26 protein-coding genes are annotated in these 22640 nt (G+C 71.8%); 15 read left to right on the top strand and 11 right to left on the bottom strand.

The window, feature by feature from the left end; genetic code table 11:
* Window positions 1-5: 5 nt before the first annotated feature.
* Complete coding sequence (locus OXR63_RS04250) at window positions 6-470, bottom strand: ASCH domain-containing protein (protein ID WP_374116062.1); 465 nt, start codon at window positions 468-470, stop codon at window positions 6-8.
* A 146-nt stretch (window positions 471-616) separates the two neighbouring features.
* The gene (locus OXR63_RS04245; protein ID WP_267420301.1) at window positions 617-1816 is read right to left on the bottom strand and encodes an ROK family transcriptional regulator; all 1200 of its coding nucleotides are present in this window, start codon (window positions 1814-1816) and stop codon (window positions 617-619) included.
* Window positions 1817-1948: 132 nt separating this feature from the next.
* Between OXR63_RS04245 and OXR63_RS04240 the strand changes: the two genes are divergently transcribed.
* Genes OXR63_RS04240 through OXR63_RS04205 form a run of 8 tightly spaced genes read left to right on the top strand, consistent with a single transcriptional unit; the run spans window position 1949 to window position 9346 of the window.
* On the top strand, window positions 1949-2980 hold the full coding sequence (locus OXR63_RS04240) for an SIS domain-containing protein (protein WP_267420300.1): 1032 nt from the start codon (window positions 1949-1951) through the stop codon (window positions 2978-2980).
* Entirely contained in the window at window positions 2977-3900 is a 924-nt protein-coding gene (locus OXR63_RS04235) for an N-acetylglucosamine kinase (protein WP_267420299.1), read from the top strand. The genes OXR63_RS04240 and OXR63_RS04235 overlap by 4 nt, the downstream gene beginning before the upstream one ends.
* Window positions 3901-3916: 16 nt before the next feature.
* The gene (locus OXR63_RS04230; protein WP_267420298.1) at window positions 3917-4864 is read left to right on the top strand and encodes an ABC transporter substrate-binding protein; all 948 of its coding nucleotides are present in this window, start codon (window positions 3917-3919) and stop codon (window positions 4862-4864) included.
* Window position 4865: 1 nt separating this feature from the next.
* Window positions 4866-5846, top strand: a complete 981-nt coding sequence (locus tag OXR63_RS04225; RefSeq protein WP_267420297.1) for an amino acid ABC transporter permease — start codon at window positions 4866-4868, stop codon at window positions 5844-5846.
* A gap of 29 nt (window positions 5847-5875) precedes the next feature.
* Complete coding sequence (locus OXR63_RS04220; RefSeq protein WP_267420318.1) at window positions 5876-6628, top strand: amino acid ABC transporter ATP-binding protein; 753 nt, start codon at window positions 5876-5878, stop codon at window positions 6626-6628.
* A 4-nt stretch (window positions 6629-6632) separates the two neighbouring features.
* Window positions 6633-7286: an HAD family hydrolase gene (locus tag OXR63_RS04215; protein ID WP_267420296.1), complete on the top strand. Its 654-nt coding sequence runs from the start codon at window positions 6633-6635 to the stop codon at window positions 7284-7286.
* Between the two features lie 56 nt (window positions 7287-7342).
* Window positions 7343-8548: an FAD-binding domain-containing protein gene (locus tag OXR63_RS04210; protein ID WP_267420294.1), complete on the top strand. Its 1206-nt coding sequence runs from the start codon at window positions 7343-7345 to the stop codon at window positions 8546-8548.
* Between the two features lie 36 nt (window positions 8549-8584).
* On the top strand, window positions 8585-9346 hold the full coding sequence (locus OXR63_RS04205) for an SDR family NAD(P)-dependent oxidoreductase (protein WP_267420292.1): 762 nt from the start codon (window positions 8585-8587) through the stop codon (window positions 9344-9346).
* On the opposite strand, the gene OXR63_RS04200 is transcribed toward OXR63_RS04205, so the two are convergent.
* Window positions 9331-9885, bottom strand: a complete 555-nt coding sequence (locus OXR63_RS04200; protein ID WP_267420291.1) for an AAA family ATPase — start codon at window positions 9883-9885, stop codon at window positions 9331-9333. The genes OXR63_RS04205 and OXR63_RS04200 overlap by 16 nt on opposite strands.
* A 126-nt stretch (window positions 9886-10011) precedes the next feature.
* Here OXR63_RS04200 and OXR63_RS04195 point away from each other — a divergent pair, with 126 nt between their 5' ends.
* The gene (locus OXR63_RS04195; RefSeq protein WP_267420290.1) at window positions 10012-10530 is read left to right on the top strand and encodes a hypothetical protein; all 519 of its coding nucleotides are present in this window, start codon (window positions 10012-10014) and stop codon (window positions 10528-10530) included.
* Between the two features lie 296 nt (window positions 10531-10826).
* Here the strand turns inward: OXR63_RS04195 and OXR63_RS04190 are convergent, their stop codons facing one another.
* From OXR63_RS04190 to OXR63_RS04180, 3 genes are read right to left on the bottom strand one after another with little or no spacing between them, the layout of a single operon-like run.
* Entirely contained in the window at window positions 10827-11441 is a 615-nt protein-coding gene (locus OXR63_RS04190; protein WP_267420289.1) for a hypothetical protein, read from the bottom strand.
* On the bottom strand, window positions 11438-12385 hold the full coding sequence (locus tag OXR63_RS04185; protein ID WP_267420287.1) for an alpha/beta hydrolase: 948 nt from the start codon (window positions 12383-12385) through the stop codon (window positions 11438-11440). Before OXR63_RS04185 ends, OXR63_RS04190 begins: the two co-directional genes overlap by 4 nt.
* Window positions 12386-12431: 46 nt before the next feature.
* The gene (locus tag OXR63_RS04180; RefSeq protein ID WP_267420285.1) at window positions 12432-13307 is read right to left on the bottom strand and encodes an NmrA family NAD(P)-binding protein; all 876 of its coding nucleotides are present in this window, start codon (window positions 13305-13307) and stop codon (window positions 12432-12434) included.
* 58 nt (window positions 13308-13365) lie between these two features.
* Between OXR63_RS04180 and OXR63_RS04175 the strand changes: the two genes are divergently transcribed.
* Both OXR63_RS04175 and OXR63_RS04170 read left to right on the top strand, forming a co-directional pair.
* Window positions 13366-13863: a MarR family winged helix-turn-helix transcriptional regulator gene (locus tag OXR63_RS04175; protein WP_267420283.1), complete on the top strand. Its 498-nt coding sequence runs from the start codon at window positions 13366-13368 to the stop codon at window positions 13861-13863.
* Between the two features lie 72 nt (window positions 13864-13935).
* Window positions 13936-14067, top strand: coding sequence for a hypothetical protein (locus OXR63_RS04170; RefSeq protein ID WP_267420281.1), 132 nt, complete (start codon window positions 13936-13938; stop codon window positions 14065-14067).
* A gap of 91 nt (window positions 14068-14158) precedes the next feature.
* Here the strand turns inward: OXR63_RS04170 and OXR63_RS04165 are convergent, their stop codons facing one another.
* From OXR63_RS04165 to OXR63_RS04145, 5 genes are read right to left on the bottom strand one after another with little or no spacing between them, the layout of a single operon-like run.
* Window positions 14159-15166 (bottom strand): aminoglycoside phosphotransferase family protein, encoded by a 1008-nt coding sequence (locus OXR63_RS04165; RefSeq protein WP_267420279.1) that lies wholly within the window; start codon window positions 15164-15166, stop codon window positions 14159-14161.
* On the bottom strand, window positions 15163-16068 hold the full coding sequence (locus tag OXR63_RS04160; RefSeq protein ID WP_267420277.1) for a carbohydrate ABC transporter permease: 906 nt from the start codon (window positions 16066-16068) through the stop codon (window positions 15163-15165). Before OXR63_RS04160 ends, OXR63_RS04165 begins: the two co-directional genes overlap by 4 nt.
* Complete coding sequence (locus tag OXR63_RS04155) at window positions 16068-17027, bottom strand: carbohydrate ABC transporter permease (RefSeq protein WP_267420275.1); 960 nt, start codon at window positions 17025-17027, stop codon at window positions 16068-16070. The genes OXR63_RS04160 and OXR63_RS04155 overlap by 1 nt, the downstream gene beginning before the upstream one ends.
* Window positions 17024-18373: an ABC transporter substrate-binding protein gene (locus OXR63_RS04150; protein WP_267420273.1), complete on the bottom strand. Its 1350-nt coding sequence runs from the start codon at window positions 18371-18373 to the stop codon at window positions 17024-17026. Before OXR63_RS04150 ends, OXR63_RS04155 begins: the two co-directional genes overlap by 4 nt.
* A gap of 57 nt (window positions 18374-18430) precedes the next feature.
* Window positions 18431-19645, bottom strand: coding sequence for an FAD-dependent monooxygenase (locus OXR63_RS04145; RefSeq protein ID WP_267420272.1), 1215 nt, complete (start codon window positions 19643-19645; stop codon window positions 18431-18433).
* 189 nt (window positions 19646-19834) lie between these two features.
* On the opposite strand from OXR63_RS04145, the gene OXR63_RS04140 reads away from it, so the two are divergent.
* From OXR63_RS04140 to OXR63_RS04125, 4 genes are all read left to right on the top strand, one after another.
* Window positions 19835-20467, top strand: coding sequence for a TetR/AcrR family transcriptional regulator (locus tag OXR63_RS04140; protein WP_267420271.1), 633 nt, complete (start codon window positions 19835-19837; stop codon window positions 20465-20467).
* Window positions 20464-20811, top strand: a complete 348-nt coding sequence (locus OXR63_RS04135; RefSeq protein ID WP_267420270.1) for a DMT family transporter — start codon at window positions 20464-20466, stop codon at window positions 20809-20811. The genes OXR63_RS04140 and OXR63_RS04135 overlap by 4 nt, the downstream gene beginning before the upstream one ends.
* Window positions 20811-21125 carry a DMT family transporter gene (locus tag OXR63_RS04130; RefSeq protein WP_071278402.1) on the top strand — a complete coding sequence of 105 codons (315 nt, stop codon included), beginning with the start codon at window positions 20811-20813 and terminating at the stop codon, window positions 21123-21125. The genes OXR63_RS04135 and OXR63_RS04130 overlap by 1 nt, the downstream gene beginning before the upstream one ends.
* Before the next feature lie 142 nt (window positions 21126-21267).
* Window positions 21268-22605, top strand: a complete 1338-nt coding sequence (locus OXR63_RS04125; RefSeq protein WP_267420269.1) for a fibronectin type III domain-containing protein — start codon at window positions 21268-21270, stop codon at window positions 22603-22605.
* Window positions 22606-22640: the final 35 nt, after the last annotated feature.

Genomic DNA, 22640 nt, shown 5'->3' with positions numbered 1-22640 from the left:
GACCTTCATCGGGGCCACAGCAGCTCGAAGCGCTCGCACACGACCGGCATGTCCGGCGCGAAGCCGCGGGGGTTCTCGGAGTGCTCCCGCCAGTAGCGCTCATGCGAGGACCGCCAGTAGGCGAGGGTCCGGTCGCCCTCTCCCTCGGCGTGTGCGTGCTCGGCGTCGACCTGGTCGAACGGGACGATAATGATCCTCGTGGTCACGAGCACGGCTCGGGGCTCCCCAGCGCCATCGAGGATGACGCTGAGCTCGCCGACCTCGGGCAGCGGGTCGCCGCTCTCCTCGTGGTCCCAGAGCGAGGACGCGGTCCCGTCCTTCACCCCGCGCAGCACCAGGTCGAGCAGGGCGTCGGCGTGCTCCGGCGTCGCGCCGAAGGCCCACGCGAGCGGGACGGCTTCCGGCAGGTCGGGGGACTCGCGGCGGCGGGCTGCCCAGAAGGCGGGCACGGACGGCGACGGTGCGATCACGACGACAACGGTAGCGGGCGTCCAGTTGGCCACCATGGTGGGCGGCGACCAGCCGCCGGACGGGAGGCTCGGTGCCAGCCCGGTGGGGAGCCTCCAGTCCGGCCCGTGCCCTGGCCTGACACCGGGAGGTGTCGTGGCCGGTGAGGTCAGTCCGGCAGGTTGACGACCGCGGTCCGCAGGTCCAGCCGCCGGTGGTGATGTCCGTGGAGCAGTGCGCCTCGGGCGTGGTCCACGGTCAGTGCGACGGCACCCTCGACACTGGCAGCGTCCCCGAGCTCGCTCACCACGACGTCGAGGTCCGGCCGATAGCGCTGGACGGCAGCGCGGACACCCGGGGTCAGCACGGGGTTCCTGCCGACACCGCCGCCGAGGACCACGATGCCCGGGTCCACGACCGCGGCCAGGGTCAACGCGAGCTGGCCGACGTCGTCGGCGTGCTGCTCCACGACTCCGCGGGCGACCGGGTTGCCGCCTGCAGCGGCGGTGAACAACTCCGGCACCGTGCGGGGTGGATCGGTGGGTTCATCCGACCAGGCCTCATGGGCGCGTTCAAGCAGCCGACCGGAGCCGAGGTACCGCTCGAGTGCCCAGGCGTCCTCCTGGCGGCGGGAGGGCCAACCGACGGGGACCGCGGAGACCTCGCCCGCGCCACCGTGGGCACCGCGGAGGACCCGGCGACCGGCCACGATCCCCGCGCCGATGCGCACGCCGACCTGCAGGTAGACGAAGTCCTCCTGCCCCCGAGCAGCGCCCTGCTCCATCTCGGCCAGCGCAGCGCAGTTCACGTTGTTCTCGAGCAGCACGGGGAGGCCACGAGGGACGCCGAGTGCCGGGAGCAACTCGTCGATGGGCGGAGCACCGGAGTTCGATCCACCGTCACCGGACAGGTAGTCCGGGATCACCCGGGGCAGCGCGACCCCGGCCGCACGGAGTGGACCGTTGCCGTTCCCGACCGCGCGCCTGATCCGTTTCACCACCGAGCGGACCGCGTCCGTCCCGGTGTCGGTGGCCGCGAGGTCGACCGCGAACTCGGCGAGCACCCGGCCGTCGACACCGCGCGCTCGTGCGTGCACACGGGTGGACCCGACGTCGATCCCCATCAGCCAGCCAGCGGTGGGGGCGACGGCGTACACGGTGGCAGCCCGACCGAGCGCCCCCTGTGCGGTCCGGACGGCCTGGACGAGCCCGAGGTCGATGAGGCGCCCCACCGCGGTGCCGACCGTCGGGGCCGAGAGCGACGTGTTCCGGGCGACGAGGGGCCGGGTGGCTTCACCTTCGTCCACGATCACCGACAGGACCGCGCGTTCCGTGTCCGTCAGATCCGACTCGACGGTGATCTCCGCCATGCGACGCCCCTTGTTTCGTGTTCGTGAATTCTGTCAGGTCGTCCTCCCCGAGGGTTGACCAGTCTGACTTATTAAGACAGATTACTTAAAGAAGGGCCGGGTCACCGGCACACCACGAGGGAACGGACACCAATGGCACAGCACGAATGGCTCAGCTTCGACCAGGGCGTCGCCGACCAGGCAACGGTCGTCGACGCAGCGACCCAGACCCTCATCGAGTGGTTCGAGGCGGGCGGCGCGGACGCACTCGTGGGCCGCAGCGTGGTCATCGCCGGGATCGGAGCCAGCCACGCGGCCGCAGCGACCCCGGTGTACGCGCTGCGGTCGGACGGGGTCCAGGCGTACCGGTCGAGCTGCGCGGACATCCCGGACGACGGTGTCGCGCTCGCCGACGTGTACGTCGCGGTCTCGCAGGGAGGCAGGAGCCGGGAGACGATCCAGGCGCTCCTCACCGTCCCGGCGGAGCAGCGGGTGGCCGTCGTCAACGACTCCGACTCCCCGCTGGCCGACACGGCGGGGACCGTCATCGGCCTCGGTGACCTGGTCGACAGCCACATGTCGTCGATCGGCTTCAGCGCGACGGTCGTGGCGCTCGGGCTCCTGGCCGACCGTCTGGCTGGCCGACCGACGCACCAGGGATGGACCGGCTTGGCCGCGCGTGCGGCCGCGGTCGTCGACGACGCCGACGAGCAGCTCCGAGCCTTCGCGGCCGAGATCGCCCTGCGGGGGACGGTGGACATCGTTTCGCGCGCAGCCGACCTGACCGCCGCCGAGCAGGGAGCGCTCCTGTTCCGTGAGGGGCCGGGTCTCCCGGCGATGGCGATGGACACACGGTCCTACCTGCACGGCCCGATGGACTGCGCCGGTCCCGCGACCAGCCACGTGCTGTTCGGTGGCGCACGTGAGGGCCTCCTCGCAGAGCAGCTCGCCGAGAAGGACGTGCCCGTCCTGCTCGTGACCGACGAGGACGTCGACGCACCCGCGACCGTCGTGCGGATCCCCGTGCTCCCTCCGACCCAGCGGGTGCTCGTCGAGGTCGCACTGCTGCAGCGGCTGGTCCAGCACACGGCAGCGGCCGCCGGGAAGGACCTCGAGGCACGTGCCTTCACGCGCTACGACACGAAGGTGGACTCGGTGCAGCAGGTCGTGGACGGCACGGTGTGAGCGGCGTGCTCGTCGGCCTCGACGTCGGAGGGTCGAAGACCGCGATCCGCGCGGTCGACGAACAGGGTGACGTCCGGTACGAAGCCACCCTGCCCACCGACCGCTGGCGCGGGGAGTCATGGTCCGGCAAGGCCGCGATCCTCGTGGCCGCTGTCCGGTCCGTCGTCCCCGTCCCCGTCCTCGCGCTGGCGGTCGGCGCCCACGGCTGTGACACCGATGAGCAGTGTGCTGCGCTCGCTCGTGAACTCGACCGGCTCCTCGACGTCCCGGTCCGGGTGGTCAACGACGCGCAGCTCCTCGGCCACGCCGTCTCCCGACCAGACGCGGTCGGCCTGATCGCCGGCACCGGGGCGATCGCGGTGGCGACGACGACGGACGGGCGGACCGTGCACGCCGGGGGCTGGGGCTGGCTCGTCGGTGACGACGGCGGTGCGACGGGCATCATGCGCGAGACGGTGCGCGCGGCACTGCAGGCATCCGACCGAGGTGCGAGTGACCTGGTACTCGAACGCTCGCTCTCCGGTGCCGCCGAGGTCGGAACGCTCGGCGACCTCGCGTTCGGCATGATGCTCGCGCGCCCCGAACGGTGGGCGACGCACGCAAGTGCCGTGTTCGTCGCCGCGGAGGCTGGGTCATCGATCGCCCGGACAGTCCTCGACGCCGCTGCTGCGTCGCTCGCGGGTCTCGTCACGGTCGTCGAGCGCCTCGGCGCCCCGGTCGGTCACGTCGTGCTCGGCGGCGGCGTCGTCCGGGGGCAACCCCGGTACGCCGCACGCGTCGCCGAGCTGATCCGCGCGGAGCACCCCGGCACCACGGTCGTCCTGCTCCACGAACCGCCGGTCGCCGGCGCGGTCGCGCTCGCTCGACAGCTCGTCCCCGCTCAACCTCACCCAGACCGCATGCACCACCCGATCCCCTGACCCCAGAAGGACCACCATGCGCACCTCCACCTCCATGCGGCTCGCCGCACTCGTCCTCGCCGTCGGCACGGTCGCGACGCTCACCGGCTGCAGCAGCGACGCTTCCGCCGGCAGCGGCTCGTCCGCCGGCGGATCGGGAGCCCTCAACACCGTCACCGGCATCAAGGGGACCATCACGAAGGACTCCGCCATCGCGGCCAAGGTGCCGTCCGCGTACCGCGATGGGCTCACCGTGGGCACCGACGCGACGATGGCGCCGAAGGAGTTCCTCGACGCTGACGGCAAGACGTTCAAGGGCCTCGACATCGACCTCACCTACGCCATCGGCAACGTGCTCGGCGTGCGGATGACGTTCGTCAACGCAGGGTTCGACACCCTGCTGCCCGGCGTCCAGAACGGCCGCTACGACTTCGTCGCCTCGTCGGCCGCCCCCACGCTCGAGCGGGAGAAGGTCGTGGACTTCGTCAGTGTCGACCGGTCCGGAGAGTCGCTCCTCGTCCGTTCCGCCGACAAGTCGTCCCTCAAGGACATCACCTCGCTCTGCGGCAAGCAGGCCGGTGCGATCAAGGGCTCCTTGCAGGTCGAGGACCTCGCGGAGCAGAGCACCAAGTGCACCGACGACGGCAAGCAGCCGATCGACACCTCGCTCTTCCCCGACGCCGCGGCGGTCAACCTCGCGCTGAACAGCAGCCGGGTCGACGTGGCCTTCTTCGACACCCCGACGTCCGCCTACCAGGCGAAGCGGTCCGGCGGGAAGCTCGTCGTGGTGGGGCCGATCTACCGCGCCGGGCTCGAGGGCGTGTTCATGAAGCAGGGCAGCGGTCTCGCCGAGCCGGTGGCCGCCGCCGTGAACGAGCTGATCGAGAACGGGACCTACCAGCAGCTCCTCGAGAAGTGGGGACTCGGGAAGAGCGCGATCGACAAGGCCTACGTCAACCCTGCGACCAACGGCAAGGCCGAGTGACATGAGCGACGTGCAGCAGGCGGGCGACACCTTCGTCCCCCTCCGGGCCCGGAGTCGACCGAAGCCCCTGTCGTGGGTTGCCACCGTCGTCGTCCTGGTGATCGCCGCGATGATCGTCCAGGCGCTCGTCACGAACCCGCACTTCGAGTGGGCCGTCGTCGGGAAGTACTTCCTCTCGTCCTCCATCGTCGGGGGGCTGTGGCGGACGATCGAACTGACGGTGTTCGCGATGGTCGGCGGCGTCCTGCTCGGCACCCTCCTCGCCGTGATGCGGGGGACCTCGAACCCGGCCGTGTCCGCCGCTGCAGGGTGCTACATCTGGTTCTTCCGGGGCACCCCGCTCCTGGTGCAGCTGATCTTCTGGTTCAACCTGTCGTCGCTGTACCCGACGCTCCGCTACGGCGTCCCGTTCACGCCGATGGTGTTCGGCGAGGTCACGACGAACAGCGTGATCTCCCCGTACACCGCTGCGCTGCTCGGGCTGGGCCTGAACCAGGCGGCCTACACCGCGGAGATCGTCCGCGCCGGCATCCTCTCCGTCCCCCACGGGCAGCTGGACGCCGCCGCCTCGATCGGCATGACGCGACTCATGACGATGCGGCGGGTCGTCCTGCCGCAGGCGATGCGGGTGATCATCCCGCCGATCGGCAACGAGACCATCGGCATGCTGAAGACGACGTCGGTGGTGAGCGTGCTGGCGATGCCGGAGTTGCTCTACAGCGCGCAGCTCGTCTACTCGCGGACGTACCAGATCATCCCGCTGCTCATCGTCGCCAGCCTCTGGTACCTCCTCGTCACGACCGTGCTGACGATCGTGCAGACCCAGATCGAGCGCCACTACGCCCTTCGCGGCCCGGCGGCCACGGAGGACCCCGTGCTCGCGCTGCTGCGTCGGGCGTTCCGGGTGCACGCCCGACCCACCCCACCGGTGAGCACCGTCACCACCCCGACCCCCGTCCCGGCCCAGGGAGGAACACCGTGAGCACCAGCACCCACCCCGACGACCGTCCGATGATCTCTGCCCGCGGCGTGCACAAGCACTTCGGGTCGACCCCCGTCCTCAACGGGCTGGACCTCGACGTCCATGCCGGCGAGGTCGTCTGCCTGCTCGGTTCGTCCGGCTCGGGCAAGACGACGTTCCTCCGGTGCGTCAACCACCTGGAACGGATCAGCGCCGGTCGGATCGTCGTCGACGGCGAGATCGTCGGGTACCGCGAGCGGCGCGGGTACCTCGTCGAGCGCAGCGAGAAGGAGATCGCGAAGCAGCGGGCATCGATGGCCATGGTGTTCCAGCAGTTCAACCTGTTCCCGCACCGCACGGTGATGCAGAACCTCATCGAGGCTCCGGTGCTCATCGGACGCGAGGACCGCGCCTCCGCGACGGAGCGGGCCGCCGCGATGCTCGCGCGGGTCGGCCTGTCCGGCAAGGAGCGCGCCTACCCGGGGCAGCTCTCCGGCGGCCAGCAGCAGCGCGTGGCGATCGCGCGTGCGCTGACGTCGAAACCGAAGCTCATGCTCTTCGACGAACCGACGAGTGCCCTGGACCCGGAACTCGTCGGGGAGGTGCTCGACGTGATGCGGGGTCTCGCGGGAGACGGCATGACGATGGTGGTCGTCACGCACGAGATGGGCTTTGCACGCGACGTGGCGGATCGGGTCGTCGTCATGGACGGTGGCGTGATCGTCGAGCAGGGGCCGCCGAACGCGGTGTTCGACGACCCGCAGCACGCTCGCACGCGTGCGTTCCTGCGCAAGGTCGCCTGACACGATGACCGGAGCAACGTCCTTCCGCGCGGTGGTGTTCGACTGCGACGGCGTCCTCGTCGACAGCGAGGCACCGCTCGCGGCGATCGACCAGCGGATGCTCGCCGACTTCGGCTGGCAGATGACGCTGCAGGAGGTCCACGACCGGTTCGTCGGGCACACCGCTGCGCACTTCGTCGAGGAGGTGGAGCGGCATCTCGGCAGTCTGCCCGTCGGGTGGCGTGAGCCCTACGAGCCGCTGGTGCACCGCGCACTCCACGAGGACCTGCAGGCCGTTGACGGTGTGCAGGACGTGCTCGCTGGGCTCGACGTGCCCGTGGCCGTCGCCTCGAACAGTTCCCACGCACGGGTCCGGGAGAGTCTTGCGTTGGTGGGGCTCCTGCAGCACTTCGGCGACCTGGTCGTGGGTTCCGACGACGTCGTGCAGGGGAAGCCTGCCCCGGACGTCTACCTCAGGGCCGCAGACCTGCTCGCGGTGCCCCCGACCGCCTGCGTCGCCGTGGAGGACTCCGTCACCGGCGTCCGATCAGCGCGTGCGGCCGGCATGACCGTGTTCGGGTACGCGGCCGGGTTGACCGCACCCGGGCCGCTCCGCGCCGCTGGCGCGGTCACGTTCTCGTCGATGGCGGAGCTCCCGGCGCTGTTGTCCCGCGCGTAGCCCGGAAAGCGCTACAGACCCCCGGCACCGTCGGAGGTCCCCTGCATCATCAGGAGGTGTTCATCCCCACCAGAGCCGCCGGCCTCGACGCCCTCGACGACTTCGTCCCCCGCGCCGGCCGCGACTACGCCCGCGACCGCAACGCGGACCTCGGGGCATCGCGCACGAACGTCTCGGGCCTGTCGCCCTACGTGCGGCACCGCCTGGTGACCGAGCACGAGGTCGTCGCCGCCGTCCTCGACCGCCACAGCCTGCCCGCCGCCGAGAAGTTCGTGCAGGAGGTCTTCTGGCGCACCTACTGGAAGGGCTGGCTCGAGCAGAACCCCGAGGTGTGGCGGCGCTACCGGCGCGAGGTCGACGAGTTCGCAACGGGAACCCTGCCGGCCGGCTACGACGACGCGGTCAACGGCCGGACCGGCATCGACGCGATGGACGCCTGGGCACGCGAGCTCATCGACACGGGCTACCTCCACAACCACACGCGCATGTGGTTCGCGAGCATCTGGGTCTTCACGCTCGGCCTGCCGTGGCAGCTCGGGGCCGACTTCTTCCACCGTCACCTGCTCGACGGCGACGCGGCCTCGAACACCCTGTCGTGGCGGTGGGTCGCGGGACTGCAGACCGCGGGCAAGACCTACCTGGCATCGGCGTCCAACATCGCGCGGTACACGGACGGCCGGTTCTCGCCGAGTGGGCTGGCCACGACCGCCCCGGCGCTCTCCGAGGAACCGCTCCCACCACGCACGCCGATCGAGTCCGACGACGTCGTGGGCACGATCGGCGAGCGGGTCGGGCTGCTGCTGCACGAGGAGGACCTCGAAGCGACGAGCCTGCTGACCGAGCACCCCCGGCTGCCCAACCGCCCGATCGCGACAGCGGTCGCCGCGGACCCCGCCGCGCGCTCGCCGTTCTCGGTCTCGGAGGTCGTCGAGGCCTTCACGACGACTGCCCTCGACGACGCGGCCGAACGGACACTGGACGCGAGCGGCCGTCCCGCTCAAGTGCTGGCCGACACGCTGCCGTCGACCCTCCTGCGCTGGGCGGAGTCCGAGCAGCTCGACACCGTGGTGGTGCCGTACGCACCGGTCGGCCCGGTCCACGGGCGACTCGGGGTGCTGCGTGCTGCCCTCGCCGCCGAGGGTGTCTCCCTCGTCACCGTCCGACGGCGATGGGACAGCTCGGCGTGGCCGTACGCGTCCCGCGGGTTCTTCCCGTTCCGCGAGCGCATTCCGGCCCTGGTTCGCGAACTCGTGGTGGACTGAGCCTTCCGCACGACCGGACGCGTCGAAAGGCACCACATGACCTCCCCCTTCAGCCTGCAGGGCAAGACCGCGATCGTCACCGGCGGCAACCAGGGCCTCGGCAAGGCGTTCGCGTTCGGCCTCGCTGAGGCCGGTGCCCGCGTCGCCATCGTCGGTCGCTCCGCCGACCGCAACGAGCGGGTCGCCGCCGAGGCCGCCGCGGTGGGGCACGAGTTCGTCACGATCACGGCGGACATCACCGACGACGCCCAGGTCACCCGCATGACCGAGGAGGCGCTCGCCGCCTTCGGCACGATCGACGTCCTGGTCAACAACGCCGGCACCTGCGTCCACAACGAGGCCTTCGCGGTCACCGACGACGAGTGGGACGCCGTCTTCACCCTCAACGTCCGTGCACTCTGGAAGGCCACCGTCGCCGTCGGTGCACACATGCGCGAGGCCGGTTCGGGTTCGATCGTCAACATCGGCAGCATGTCGGGCATCATCGTGAACCGCCCGCAGTGGCAGCCGGCGTACAACGCGTCCAAGGCCGCGGTGCACCACCTGACGAAGTCCCTCGCCGTCGAGTGGGCGCAGTACGGCATCCGCGTCAACGCCCTCGCCCCCGGCTACGTGAAGACGGAGATGGCGCCCGTCGATCGCGAGGACTTCAAGCGCTACTGGATCGACGACGCCCCGCAGCAGCGGTTCGCACTGCCCGAGGAGATCGCGCCGAGCGTCGTCTTCCTCGCCAGCGATGCCGCGTCGTTCATCACCGGGTCGGTGCTCGTCGCGGACGGCGGCTACACCGCGGTCTGAGGACGACGCACGGGCGGCAGCTGCACCGCGTCCGCGATCTGCTGCGCGACCTCGGCCGCGGGGATCGAGGTCGCGTCGACGACCTCGGCCTCCCGGTGCAGCCAGCCCGCTGCCGCTTCGGCGTAGGCGTCGACGTACGCGAACCGGAACGTCGAGGGGCCGAGCTCCTGGTCGTTCTGGATCCGGTCGACGAGTGTGGGGCCGTCGACGTGCAGCACAAAGTGGCGCACCGGGATGCCCGAGGCAGCGAGGCCGGCCTGGATCTCGCGCCAGTAGGCCTGGACCAGGACGGTCATCGGCATGATGAGCGGCCCGCCGCCGATGTAGTCGTGCACGCGGCGGGCCGTCTCGACCACGAGGGGGCGCCAGGGGTCCCAGTGCTGGAAGTTGTCCGTCGGTGGCAGCCCGGGCGTGATGTCCATGAGGACCTCGCCGACCTTCTCAGCGTCCAGGATCTGCGATCCCGGCAGCAGCGGCTGGAGCAGCCGACTCGTGGTGGTCTTCCCCGCACCGTGCGTTCCGTTCAACCAGACGATCACAGGTGGACCCTACTGGCGACCAGCCGCCGGACGGGAGGCTCGGTGCCAGCTGGTGGGGAGCCTCCAGTACAACCATTGATCCCGATCGCGGAACGGAGCGCCGCCCTGCTGCCGCGGTGCGGCAGGGTGGACGGCGTGGACACCTGGGGACTGGACGAGACCGGCCGGCTGGTCGGACGGAGCTACCTGTGGCTGGCGGGGGTGACGGCGCCGATCGGCGCAGTGGTCTTCTACCTCCTTGCCGCAGTCACCAGTGGCGGGGGCGTCGGTGAACTGAGCCAGATGCTGTGGCTGGTCATCGTCACCGTGGTCGCGACCGCGGTGTTCGCACTGGGCGGCGCGGCTGTCGCGCTCCCGTGCACGTACCTGCTCGGCCGGGCACTGCGGCGGGTGCGGTCCCGCGGCGCGCACACGGCCGCGCATGCGGTGCTCGCCGGACTGCTCGCCCTGGTGACGTCGTCACTCGTGGTGCTGTGGTTCTCCGGGCCGTCGTCCCTGCCAGACGTCGTGGCGTTCCCGTTGGGCATGTCCGTGGCCGCCGGCCTGGCTGCGGCTATCGCGACGTGGCGGTTCCTCCGGCCGGTGCCGGACGCGGACTCAGAGTCTGACCAGGCCGCCGACGCTGATGCCGCTCGGCTGGGCTGACCGGTCGCAGAGCTGACGGAAGCCGGTGGAGCGCTGTCGGGTCAGGACCCCACCGGCTTCAAGCGCACGTCGCCACCCCCGCGACGGTGCGCCCTGTCACGCGGGCGATCCTGCAGGAGCGACGTTGCTCCCGGGGCCCGCGGCTCGGGAGGTGAGTCGGCACAGCGCACGAGCTGCCGAAGGCGAACACTGCATGCGTGGTTCCGATCCGGCGGCCGGGGTCCGGGGTCACCTGGCGGGAACAGTACGCCCGCGCGGGCATCCGCACCAGGGACCCGGCGGGAACCGCACTGCCGTCAGCGGCGGGATGCCAGCCGAGCGTCGTCGCGGACCGTCGCGGTGCCCATCGGCCGACGGGCCAGAGCGAGGGCGATGAGCAGGAGTCCGGCGCCCGTGACCACGACCCCGGCCATGGTGGCGACGTGGTTCACGTCACCGCTGACACCGGGGACGAGCAGCAGGGTGTTCGAGACGAGCGCCGGCATCCCGACCAGGCCGAGACCGACCAGGGTGCCGATCGTCAGCCGGTGCCGCGACCGGGCCACGAGCAGCAGGACGACCGCGACGGCGACGGCGAGCCCGCCGACGAGACCGACCACGGCGGAGGCTGCCAGGACCGCGGGCTGCGGTCGACCGGCCTGCAGCAGGACCGTCTTGACGACGGCGGCCCCGGCAGCGGTCATCAGCAGCGGCATGGCGAGCGGGACCTGGCGGAGGGGCCGCTCGTCGGACAGGCCCGTGGCGATGATGCCGAGCCCGGCCAGCGTCAGGGTGCCGGCGAGGATCGCGGCGGCGGACCGAGCGCCCGTGCCGGCGGGCACGACGGCGATCAGGACGGTGCAGAGCCCGGCGGCCGCGAAGGTGATCGCGTGCAGGCGGACGGCGAGCGCGTGCCCGACCGCGGCGATCACGGGGACGCCAGTGCCGACCGCAGCCCCGCCGTCAGCTCGCCGAGCGCCTGCGGGACGGCCCGGCTGATCCGGGGGAAGGCCATGAAGCCGTGGGGCATGCCGACGTAGGTCGTCGTGCGCACGGCGACCCCGGCCTCCAGGAGGGCTGCGGCGTAGCGGAGGCCGTCGTCGCGGAGCGGGTCGTGCTCGGCCACCTGGACCAGGGCCGGCGGCAGGCCGGTCAGGTCGGCGAAGAGCGGCGAGGCGTACGGGTCGGTCGGGTCCTGGCCCGCCAGGTAGTGGCCGCGGAAGGCGAGCATGTCCGCCTTCGTCAGGATCGGGGCGTGCGCGTTCTCGTCGATGGACGGACTCGCCATCGTCAGGTCGGTGGCGGGGTAGATGAGGCCCTGGAACGCGATCGGCGGGCCGGAGCGGTCACGTGCCACGAGGGCGACGACGGCGGCGAGGTTGCCACCCGCGCTGTCGCCGACGACGGCCAGGCGGCTCGTGTCGGCACCGAGCTCGTGGCCGCGGCCGACGAGGTCGACGGTGGCGGCGTAGGAGTCCTCGGCGGCGGCGGGCCAGCGCGCGCCGGGGGCCAGGCGGTAGTCCAGGGAGGCGACCACGGCCTGGGCGTCCCGGGCGATGCTGCTGGCGAGCCAGTCGTAGGTGTCGAGCGACCCGGACGTCCAGCCGCCGCCGTGGATGAGGACGACGAGCGGGGGCGTGCCGCGGAAGGTCGTGGGCCGGTAGACGCGGACGCCGATCGGGCCGTCCGCGCCGGTGGCGGTGGTGTCGCGGACGGCGATGCCCGGGGTGAGTCCGCCCAGCAGCAGGTCGACGACGGGGTTGTGGCCGATCTCGCGGCGCTGGTCGGCGAGGATCTGCTCCTCCGACCGGCGGGTGACCGAGGCGGCGCTGAGCAGTCGGCCGAGCAGTCGCGTACGGAGGTCGATCGCAGCCATGGTCCCAGTGTGCGCGCTCGGCGGCTGGCGTGGGTGTCAGTCGCCGTCAGCGCCCCAGCAACACCCCCCGCGACGCCCGCGCCCAGTCCGCCATCGACCGCGCCGGCGTCCCGGTGATCCGCTCGACCTCGTCCGTGTGCACCGCGATGCCGTCGAGGCCGTGTCGGGCGACGATGCCGAACTGCTGACGCAGCCCTGCCGCCTGCCACGCGGGCATGCCGGTCGCCCGCAGCAGGCCCGCGAACGCTCGACTGGGCAGGTGCACGTACCGCACCCGCCGTCCGAGGCCCTGGCTCAACGCCCGGGCGACCCCGCGGCCGTCGAGCAGCTCGGGCCCGGTGAGCACGGGCTCGGCTCCGACGTGCACGCCGTCGGTCAGCACCCGTGCGGCCACCCTGGCGATGTCCTGGCTGTCGATCCAGTCGATCACCCCGCGGCCCATCGTCTGCGGGAAGAACCCGCGGCGGATCGCCGGCCCGGACGGCACCAGGTTCGTCATGAAGCCCGACGGGTGCAGGATCGTCCACTCCAGATTACTGGCCCGCACGTCCACGTCGATCTCCGCCACCGCGCGAGCCCACGGGATCGTCGACCCCAGCGCCGCGTCCCCGCCCGACAGGTGCACGAGCGCCCGCACCCCGGCACGCTGCGCGGCCTGCACGCCGACCGCGCCGTGCTCTCGCTGCTGCTGGGTCGCCGCCGTGACCAGGAACACCTGGTCGACGCCCTCGAGTGCCGCCGTCAGGGCGGGCAGGTCCCCGAGGTCCGCCTGTCTGGCATCGATCCCGCGGGCCCGGAAGGCCTCGACCTGCTCCCGCCGCCGCGCGATCGCCCGGACGGTCTTCCCCGCGGCGCGGAGGGCCTCGACCGTCTTGCCGCCGACGTCCCCGGTCGCTCCTGTGACTGCCACGATGTCGCTCATGTCGTCTCCTTCGGTATCAGTTACCTGATAGTAGCCCCTCCTCCGCTACGATCGAGCGGTGCCCCCGGAGTTCGCAGCATCGCGTGACGACGTCGACGCGGTCGCCGCCTGGACGGTCATCCGCGCCGGCCGCGAACTCGCACGACGCCTGGCGACCGAGCTGGCGCCGATGGAGCTCACGCCCGTGGAGTTCGGCGTGCTCGTCCAGCTCGCCACGTCCGAGGAGCTCAGCCAGGCCGAGCTCGCCCGTGCGGTCGGCGTGCGGCCGCAGAGCATGACCGCGCTCGTCGGCACACTCGGTGCGCGCGGGCTGCTGGTGCGCGGTGCCGAGCCGGGTCGCGGGCGGCTGTCGCGCCTGACGCTCACCTCGGCCGGGCGCGAACTGCTGTCCCGTGCGTTCCCGGTCGTCCTCGCGAGCAACACGTGGTTCGCACCGGTCACGGTCGGCGACGACGCCACCGGCGCCGAGGTGGTCGCGTCCGCGTTGCTGCCGCTCCTCGGCGGCGAGATGTCCGGGGAACGCGAACCGGCGGCCGGTTCCCCGGGAACCGCCTGACGGCGGGGCACCGCGGGAATGGCTGACACCGCTCCGGCGTAGTACTCCTCACCCCCGAAGAAGGAGCACCCCATGAGCCACGACCTCGACCGTTCCACCGCGACCCTCGACGAGCTCGACTGCTGGCCCGCGCCGCGCGCGCTCCACGACGAGCCGACGCCCCGCTTCGGGCGCTACCTCGGCCTGATCAACGGCCACGACTGACCACTCACGGCGACCAGCTGACAGACCGCGACCAGCGGACAGACGGGAGGCTCCCCACCGGACCGGTGGGGAGCCTCCCATCTGTCCGTGGTCAGGACGGCGTCGCCGCGTCTGCCAGCGCGGCGCGCAGACGGTCCTCGACCAGGGAGGCCGAGCCGGTCGGGGCGAGGATCCCGGTGAAGACCCGGAGGGCCTCGGTGCGGTCCTCGTCGGATCCGTCGAGTGCCGCCGTCATCGTCGACGTCAGGTCCTCGAGCGCGCGGACGCAGGCGTACCGGACCAGGCGGTGCTCGTCGAGGACGACGGGTCCGTAGCCGGCACGGAACGCGGCGAGCTCCTCGGGCGAAGCCGGGGCGAACAGCACGCTGAACTCGACGAGGTGCAGGTCGAGCTCGCGCGGGGCGACGACGGCCTCGTCCCAGTCGACCAGCCGCAGCCCGCTGTCCGGTTCCACCAGGACGTTGCCGAGGTGCGGGTCGCCGTGGCACGGGACGCGTTCGCCGGGCGCTGCCGAGGCGAGCGTCGTGCCCTGCTGCAGCAGGGCGATCCGGGGTCGGGCGTCGCGCCACAGGCGGAGGACGTCGTCTCCCGTGGGTCGCGCATCCAGCATGCGGATCGCGGCACGGTACCGCTGCCGTCGGCGCCGGATCCCCCGGCGTGCGCCCTGCCGACGCGGTGGGAGCGGGAACGCGTGGGCGTGCACGTCGGCGAGGAGCTCCCCGTAGGCGTGCCAGCCGTCGAGGTCGAGGCCGACCGTGGCGGCGTCCTCGCCCTCGGACCAGCGCGAGACGGCGAGCCGCCCACCGCCACGACGACTGCGGCGGCGGCCGTCCACGGTCGGGACGGTCCCCGGGGCGCGGTCGAGCCCGGCGTCGGCCATCGACCCGACCAGGCGCGTGCCGGTCGTGGTGGTGCGGGTGGTCCACTTCGCGGCCCAGGCGTCACCGGTGTCGTCGACGAACCGCCAGACGACGGCGGAGACGTCGGTGCCGCCGGACACTTCCTCGATCGCGGCGACCTGCATCGCGAAGTCGGCGGTGATCCAGTGGCGGGCGTCCTCTGGAGTCGGGCGGCCAGTCGTCGGTTCGGCTGCGCTCACCGCAGGCCGCTCCGCGACAGCCCCTCGACGAAGTACCGCTGGAAGGCCAGGAACAGGGCGACGATCGGCAGGATCATCAGCAGGTTGACGGCCATGATCGCGCCGTAGTCCGACGTGTACTGGCCCTGCAGCGTTCCGACGATGCCGATCGGGACGGTGAACAGGTCCTGGTTGCCGGACAGGGCGACGAGCGGCCAGCCGAAGGCGTTCCACTCGCCCATGAACGTCAGGAGCACCAGCACGGCGAGCAGCGGCCGGCAGAGCGGGAGCACGACCGACACGAACGTGCGGAAGCGGCCGGCGCCGTCGAGCTGGGCGGCCTCGATGAGCTCGTCGGGCACGGCGAGGAAGAACTGCCGGGCCAGGAACACCCCGAAGATCGCCGCGGCCTCTGGCAGGATGACCGCCCACAGTCCGCCGTACAGGTGCAGGCCGATCGAGATGAAGAACTGCGGCACGATGATCGCCTGCGGCGGGATCATCAGCGTCGACAGCAGCACCAGGAACAGGGCGTTGCGGCCGCGGAAGCGCAGCTTGGCGAAGGCGTACCCGGCGAGCAGGTTGCACACGACGGTGATGACCGTGACGACGACGGAGATCAGCAGCGAGTTGCCGAACCAGCGCCAGACCGGGAACTCCTGGAACGGACGGACGAAGTTCTGGATCGTGAAGTGCCCCGGCCAGAGCTGCAGCCCCGGCGCGTACAGGTCGGCCCGGGTCGAGAACGCGGTGAGCAGCATCCAGTAGAGCGGGAACGCCATCACGACGGTCACGATGACCGCGACGGTCAGCCGCAGCCAGAGCAGTCGTCCGCGGCGCTTCCTCGGCGACCGGGTGGCGGTGCGGGCGGCGGCAGCGGGTGCGGAGTCGGCGGCGCCGGTGTCCCAGGTGGTGGAGGTCATCAGTCGGTCTGGTCCCGTCCGGCGTTGAACCGCCACTGGAGGCCCGTGATGAGCAGGGTCACGAGGTAGATGACGATGCCCACCGCGGCGCCGTACCCGAGCAGCTGGGGGCCGTGCTCGTCGAAGGCCACCCGGTACGCGTAGGACACGATCGTGGTGGTGCCGTAGCCGGGGCCACCGCGGGTCATCGCCCACACGGTGTCGAACACCTGGAACGAGTAGATGAGGTTCATCACGAGCAGGAAGAACGTGGACGGGCCGAGCAGCGGGAACGTGATGAGCCGGAAGCGCTGCCAGCCGCTCGCACCGTCGGTCGTCGCCGCTTCCTGCACCGCGGGGTCGACGCCCTGCAGCCCGGCGAGGTAGATGAGCATGTCGAAGCCGATGCGCTGCCACAGCGTCATCAGGATCACGGCCGTCATCGCCCAGCCGCCACTCGACTGCCACTGGATCTGCGGCAGCCCGAGGGAGCGGAGGAACTCGTCGACGAAGCCGTTGTTCTGGTCGAACATCCACGCGCCGAGGACACCGGTCGCGACGCCGGAGACCACCAGCGGCAGGAAGATGATCGTCCGGAAGACCGCACGCCCGGGCAGCACGCCGTTGAGCAGCACCGCGACGCCGAGCCCGATGGCCATGCCGACCGGCACCGTGAACAGCGTGAAGACGCCCGTGTTCGCCACCGACTGCCAGAACACCGGGTCCGTCACCAGGCGCGCGTAGTTGCCGAGGCCCGCCCAGCTCGTGCCACCGAGGGAGTCGAGGTCCTGGAAGCTGATGACCAGGGCGTAGACGAGCGGCAGCAGCGTGAAGACCACGATGAGGACGACGTTCGGCACCAGGAACGCCGTCGCCGCGGCCCCGCTGGACCCCCGGAACCCCCCGACCGTCCGGCGCGGACCCCGACGGACGGCCCCGCCCGCGGTGGCTCCGCCGATGCGCTCGGCTGCGCCGGTCACGCCGCCACCGCCTGCTCGACGGCGGCGTCGATTGCCGTCACCGCGGCGTCGGTCCCGCGGCCGTGGAAGGCGAGCTCGAGCTGGTCCTGCAGCGCCGTGTTGACCGAGGCGAACCCGGGCACGACGGTCTCGCGGACGGCGGTCTCGGTGATCGTCGTGGCCTGCTGCGTGAAGACGTCCATCACGTCCGGGCGCACGGCGTAGTCGAGGGGCGTGTCCGCCAGGCTCTTCAGCGTCGGCAGCTCGTTCGCCCGCTGGCAGAAGTCACGCATCTGGGCCTCTTCCACGAGGAACTTGAGGAACGCGGCCGCGAGCTCCGGGTGCTCGGTGTCACGGGTGGCGACGACGGCGTTCCCGCCGAGGTCGGATGCGGCTGCCTGGTCGCGGGGCATGTACGTGGTCGCCCACTTGCCGCCCTGGTAGCCGTTCTTCGTGTCGGCGAGCTCGGGCACCAGGAAGTCGCCGATGAACGTCATCGCGACGGTCTGGTTCAGGAAGAAGTTGTCCGAGTAGACGGTCGTCTTGATCGTGTTGTTCGCCGGCACCCAGCGCTCGTCGAAGAACCGCTGCGTGAACGCCATGGCCTTGCGCGCGGGGTCGCCGTCGACCGCCGAGTGCTTCAACGACGGCGTCAGGAGCGACCCGCCCGCCTGGTAGAGGAAGCTCGCCCAGCGGTAGGCGCCGGCGGCGGTCCAGTCGTACGCGAAGGGGTACTTGTCGTCCGGCAGGGCCTTGCGGAGCTTCGTCGCGACCGCGGTGAACTCCTCCCACGTCCAGGCGTCCTCGAGCCGGTCGGGCACCGCGCCGATGCCCGCTTCGTCGAGGGCGTCGCGGCTGAACGCGATCGCCGAGGTGTCGGTCTGGTGCGGGACGCCGTAGGTGCGGCCCTCGAACCGGACGGCGTCGCGGAGTGCGGGCAGGAAGCCGGCGGACTCGGTGGCGCTCAGGTACGGCGTGATGTCGAGCAGCACCCCGTGCGAGGTGTACTTGCCGATGCTCGTGTAGTCGACCCGGAAGACGTCCGGTGCCGTTCGCGACAGGATGCCCCGGTCGATGCCGGAGAAGAACCCGTCGTAGGGCAGCGTCTGCAGCACGATGGTGGCCTTCGGGTGCCGGGCCTCGAACACCTTCTTCGCGTGGGCGAACCCGGCGTTCTCCCCGTCGCTGCCACCCCAGAACGCGAAGCGGATCGTGCCCTCGACCTCGCCGATGTCGGCCTTCGACCCAGCTGCGGCGGTGCTCGGCACGGGACCGTTGTTCGCGACGCACCCGCTGAGGGCCCCGGCCGCGGCCAACCCGAACGCACCGACGAGCACCGAGCGACGGGAGATGGGCTGCAGCGGCACGGGCGGCTCCTCGGGACGGGGTCGCGTCGATCGATGCCGGTCGCCGCGCCCGCGACGCTAGTCCGCGCCCCCGACACCGGTCGTGCCCGCGTGCGGACCAGTGCGGGAATCGGTGTCCCGGTCGGTGCGACCGACCTCGTAGTCCTCGAGCACGAGGTTCGAGGCGGGTCGGTCGATGACCCGGATGAGCGGACTGAAGACGGCCAGGGCACTGAACAGCAGGTTGCGGACGCGGATGCCGGCGGCCGTCCTCGGTGCGAGGAGCTTGCCGGCGTTCACCTTGTGCGAGATCGACGCGTAGTCCCGGTAGCGGCGCTCGAACGTCTCGAACGCGATGACGTGGTCACCGCCGGCACGCGCCAGTTCCCCGGCGAGGACGTACGCGCCCACGACGGCGAGGCCGGTGCCGTACCCGCCGAGGGCGTTCCCCCACGCGGAGTCGCCGAGCAGCACGACGCGGCCGCGGGACCAGTGGTCGACCGTCGCACGGCTGATCGAGTCCGTGTAGAAGTCGCGGGCGTCGGGCAGCTGCTCCAGCAGCTCGGGGATCCGCCACTTCCCACGGCGGAGCGCCTCGGTCACCTGCTGCTTCTGCCGGGCCACGTCGTCGCGCGCCGGGGGCAGCGGTGGGCCGGCGAAGACGAAGAACGCCGGCGCCTTGGTCCCGCCGAGCATGACGGTGATGCCCGGTTCGCTGTAGATGACGTCGTCGGGGCCGGTGTCGAGGTCGGCCAGGACGTAGTGGTAGCCGAGGTGCGTGACGTGCTCCGACTCGGGTCCGAACGCCAGCCGGCGGACGGTGGAGTGCATGCCGTCCGCGCCGACGACCAGGTCGAACGTCCGCGGTGCTCCGTGCTCGAACGTCGCGTCGACGCCGTCGCCGGTGTCGGTCAGGCTCGTGATCGAGTCCCCGAAGACGTACTCGACGGTGTCCTCGGTCAGCCGGTGCAGGATCCGGGCGAGGTCGCCACGGGGGATGTTCACCTCGCCCGCGCCGAAGGCACCGGGGGCCGTCCCGACCTTCCGGCCGGCGGCGTTCACGATGATGCCGTCCTCGTCACGGACGTCGGCGGCGCGCACCTCGTCGAGGATGCCCATCTCGCGCAGGACGCGCAGGTGGATCGGCCCCTTGAAGTCCACGGCCTGCCCGCCGGGTCGGATGCTGCCGGCCTTCTCGACGACGGTGACGTCGAACCCGGACCGGTGCAGCCAGTACGCCAGGGCGGGGCCGGCGATGCTCGCGCCGGAGACGAGGACTCGGGTGTTCTGCACGGTGTGCTCCTTCGATCGGATGCCCTGATCATCGGCCGCGGCACTCACGTGGCGCTGACGCGCCACTGACACCGGACCGACGGGAGGCGCGGTGCCACCTGGCACCGAGCCTCCAGGCCGCCTGTCCGTCGGCTGGGACAGCACTGACCGACTTGGCCACCTGGCCAACTCGGCCGGTACGGTCGTCCCATGACCACCAGCACTCATCGCAGCGCGGACGAACGTCGGGCCCAGCTCGTCGACGCCGCCGTCGCGGTGATGACCGACGAGGGCGTCCGCGCCGTGACCACCCGCGCCGTGACGGCCCGCGCCGGACTCCCCCACGGCACGTTCGCGTACTGCTTCGGGTCGAAGGGCGAGCTGTTCCGCGCCGTGCTCGACCGGGAGCTCCGGCGGTCCATGGCCTCGGCCTTCGACGACGACTCGGCACCGACCGACGACCCGTGCGAGCGCATCGTCGCGGGGCTCCTGGCCTCCCTGGACCGTGTCCGGGCCGCACCGGAGGAGGCGATGGCGCTCCTCGAGCTCACCGCACTGGCGCGACGCGACCCGGAGCTGCGGGACCTGGCCCGGTGGGAACAGACGGCCTACGTCAGCGCGGTCACGGAGAACCTGACGCGGTGGTCGGACGCGCACGGCCGTCGGTGGAGCGTGCCGACCGAGCACGTCGGGCGGCTGCTCGTGGCGGTCGTCGAGGGAGCGGTGTCCGCGTGGCTCAGCGACCGGGACGACGCCGCGGCGGAGGCGACGCTGACCCTCGGCGCGCGGGTGACCGGGGCGCTCGCCGTGCGCGACGCCGACGCCGAGGGGGTCCGCTCGTGAAGTGGCTGTTCCTCGCCGGCGCGATCCTCTCCGAGGTCACCGCGGCGCTGTCCCTGCAGGCCGCCGTCGAGCGACCGGGCTGGTACGGGCTCGTCGTGGTCGGGTACGTCGGGTCGTTCTTCCTGCTCGTCCAGGTGCTCCGCCGGGGCATGGCCATCGGGGTCGCCTACGGCGTCTGGGGCGCCTCGGGCGTTGCTCTGACCGCGGTGCTCGCCGCCGTGCTGTTCGGGCAGTCGCTGACCCCCGTGATGCTGGTCGGCATCGCGTTCATCGCGGCGGGGGTGCTGCTCGTCGAGGTCGGCTCGCAGCGGGCGCTCGCCGCACGCAAGGACGGAGCCCGCTGATGGGCTGGGTGCTGCTCGCGATCGCCATCGTCACCGAGGTCTTCGCGACGATGAGCCTGAAGGTCGCGACGGACGGCAGGCGTCGCTGGTACGTCGCGGTGGTGGCCGGGTACCTGGTGGCGTTCTCGCTGCTCGCGGTCGCGCTGACGACGGGCCTGCCGATCGGGGTGGCCTACGGGGTCTGGGCGGCGACGGGGGTGGCGCTGACGGCGGTCCTCGGGCGGGTGCTGTTCAAGGACCCGTTGACGCGGACGATGCTCGCGGGCATCGGGCTGATCATCGTGGGGGTGCTGCTCGTCGAGCTCGGGCACTGAGGCACGCCGCGTACCGGCTGGTCCGGTGCGGATTCCCGTACGTCGTACCGCAATGTTCGGCACGGCCCCCTGGCGCGGCACGGGACCTGCTCTGCTGTGCACAGCAGCGGCACCGGTGCCGCAGCACGTTGAGGGGATCGTCGTGTTCAAGAGCATGCTCACCATCGCAGCCGCGGCTGCACTCGTCGTCGGGGGTGCGCTCCCGGCGCACGCTGCCCCGGCGTCGTCGACGCCGAGTGCGCCGACGTCCGTCCGTGTCACGGGGTCCGAGGGGGACGCCGACGTCACCTGGGGCGCGCCGAGTTCCGGCCCGCGCATCACGGGCTACACCGTCACGGTGACGCCCGCCGAGAGCCAGCCGAACGGCGGCGTCGACCGCCTGCCCGCCACCGCCCGCTGGGACCACTTCGGCGCGCTGCGCACCGGCACCACGTACACGTTCGCCGTGCGCGCGGTCGCCGCGAAGCAGACCGGGCCGGCCGTCAGCGTCAAGTACACCGCGACGTCCGCCGCACCCACGCCGCAGGCGCTCTTCGCGCTGGACGCCCAGGGCAGCGTCGTCCGGTTCGGCACCGGGAGCACCGGGAGCACGACGACCGGCACCACGGTCGCGACGAACGGCACGGGCTACACCGCCGACGACCGCGGGGACGTGTTCGTGCCCTCGGCCGACCTGACCTCGATCCTCATGTACCCGGCCGGTGGTGGGGCCGCTCGTACGGTCGCGACGGGCCTGCACCTGACCGCTGACCTCCGGTCCGACGTCGCCGGCAACCTGTACTGGGCCGACTCGGTGTCCGGCTCGGTGACGATGCTCCCGATCGACGGGTCCGCTCCGCGGGTCGTCGCGGACTTCGGCACGGTGCAGTACGGCAAGCACGCGTGGGTCGTCTCGCGGAACGGCATCGTGACCGCGTACAACAACAGCCCGTTCGAAGCACGCATCGCCCAGCGCAGTGCGGCCGGGGTGGTCACCGTCCGGGCCTTCAGCTACAGCGGTGTGTACCCGGTCGTCGGTGGGCTGCAGTCCGACGACGCCGGGAACCTGTACCTGACACTGACCCAGGACGGCCGCGACGGACAGTACCCCTGGGTCGAGGTCCGCGCGGGCGAGAGCGCGCTGACGCGACTGACCACCAGCGACGCCTTCGAGTACGGCGCGACGAACTCGACGACGTTCCGACTGGTGCGGTCCGCCGGGTGGTGCACCCAGGCCGCCGAGCTGTCCGGCACGTGCGACATCGACCGGTCGCTCGCCACGGAGCTCGTCGTCGGTCGTGACGGGACCCAGCAGACGCTCGCCGTGTCCGGGATCACCGCGGGTTCGCGCGGATCGCACGTGGGTGTCGCGACCGAGGCCGGCGACGTGTTCCTCGACGTCGACCGTGCCCCGTCGGCCGGCCTGTGGCGCGTCCCCGCCGCTGGCGGAGCCGCGCAGCAGGTCTCCACGGCGCAGTTCACGCGCCTGCTCGTGATCTAGGGCAGCTGTCGGCCCGCACCGGGCCACACACGGAA

This window comes from Curtobacterium sp. GC_Cur_3 (assembly GCF_026544205.1).
GTDB lineage: Bacteria > Actinomycetota > Actinomycetes > Actinomycetales > Microbacteriaceae > Curtobacterium.
The sequence above is the reverse complement of the archived record's forward strand: the minus strand, read 5'-3'. Positions and strand labels throughout refer to the sequence as shown.

Coding starts and splice junctions, on each gene's coding strand:
- OXR63_RS04245 (WP_267420301.1), bottom strand. CDS start 1,816: ATGGCGGAGATCACCGTCGAGTCGGATCTGACGGACACGGAACGCGCG.
- OXR63_RS04240 (WP_267420300.1), top strand. CDS start 1,949: ATGGCACAGCACGAATGGCTCAGCTTCGACCAGGGCGTCGCCGACCAG.
- OXR63_RS04230 (WP_267420298.1), top strand. CDS start 3,917: ATGCGCACCTCCACCTCCATGCGGCTCGCCGCACTCGTCCTCGCCGTC.
- OXR63_RS04225 (WP_267420297.1), top strand. CDS start 4,866: ATGAGCGACGTGCAGCAGGCGGGCGACACCTTCGTCCCCCTCCGGGCC.
- OXR63_RS04220 (WP_267420318.1), top strand. CDS start 5,876: ATGATCTCTGCCCGCGGCGTGCACAAGCACTTCGGGTCGACCCCCGTC.
- OXR63_RS04215 (WP_267420296.1), top strand. CDS start 6,633: ATGACCGGAGCAACGTCCTTCCGCGCGGTGGTGTTCGACTGCGACGGC.
- OXR63_RS04205 (WP_267420292.1), top strand. CDS start 8,585: ATGACCTCCCCCTTCAGCCTGCAGGGCAAGACCGCGATCGTCACCGGC.
- OXR63_RS04185 (WP_267420287.1), bottom strand. CDS start 12,385: ATGGCTGCGATCGACCTCCGTACGCGACTGCTCGGCCGACTGCTCAGC.
- OXR63_RS04180 (WP_267420285.1), bottom strand. CDS start 13,307: ATGAGCGACATCGTGGCAGTCACAGGAGCGACCGGGGACGTCGGCGGC.
- OXR63_RS04170 (WP_267420281.1), top strand. CDS start 13,936: ATGAGCCACGACCTCGACCGTTCCACCGCGACCCTCGACGAGCTCGAC.
- OXR63_RS04160 (WP_267420277.1), bottom strand. CDS start 16,068: ATGACCTCCACCACCTGGGACACCGGCGCCGCCGACTCCGCACCCGCT.
- OXR63_RS04140 (WP_267420271.1), top strand. CDS start 19,835: ATGACCACCAGCACTCATCGCAGCGCGGACGAACGTCGGGCCCAGCTC.
- OXR63_RS04130 (WP_071278402.1), top strand. CDS start 20,811: ATGGGCTGGGTGCTGCTCGCGATCGCCATCGTCACCGAGGTCTTCGCG.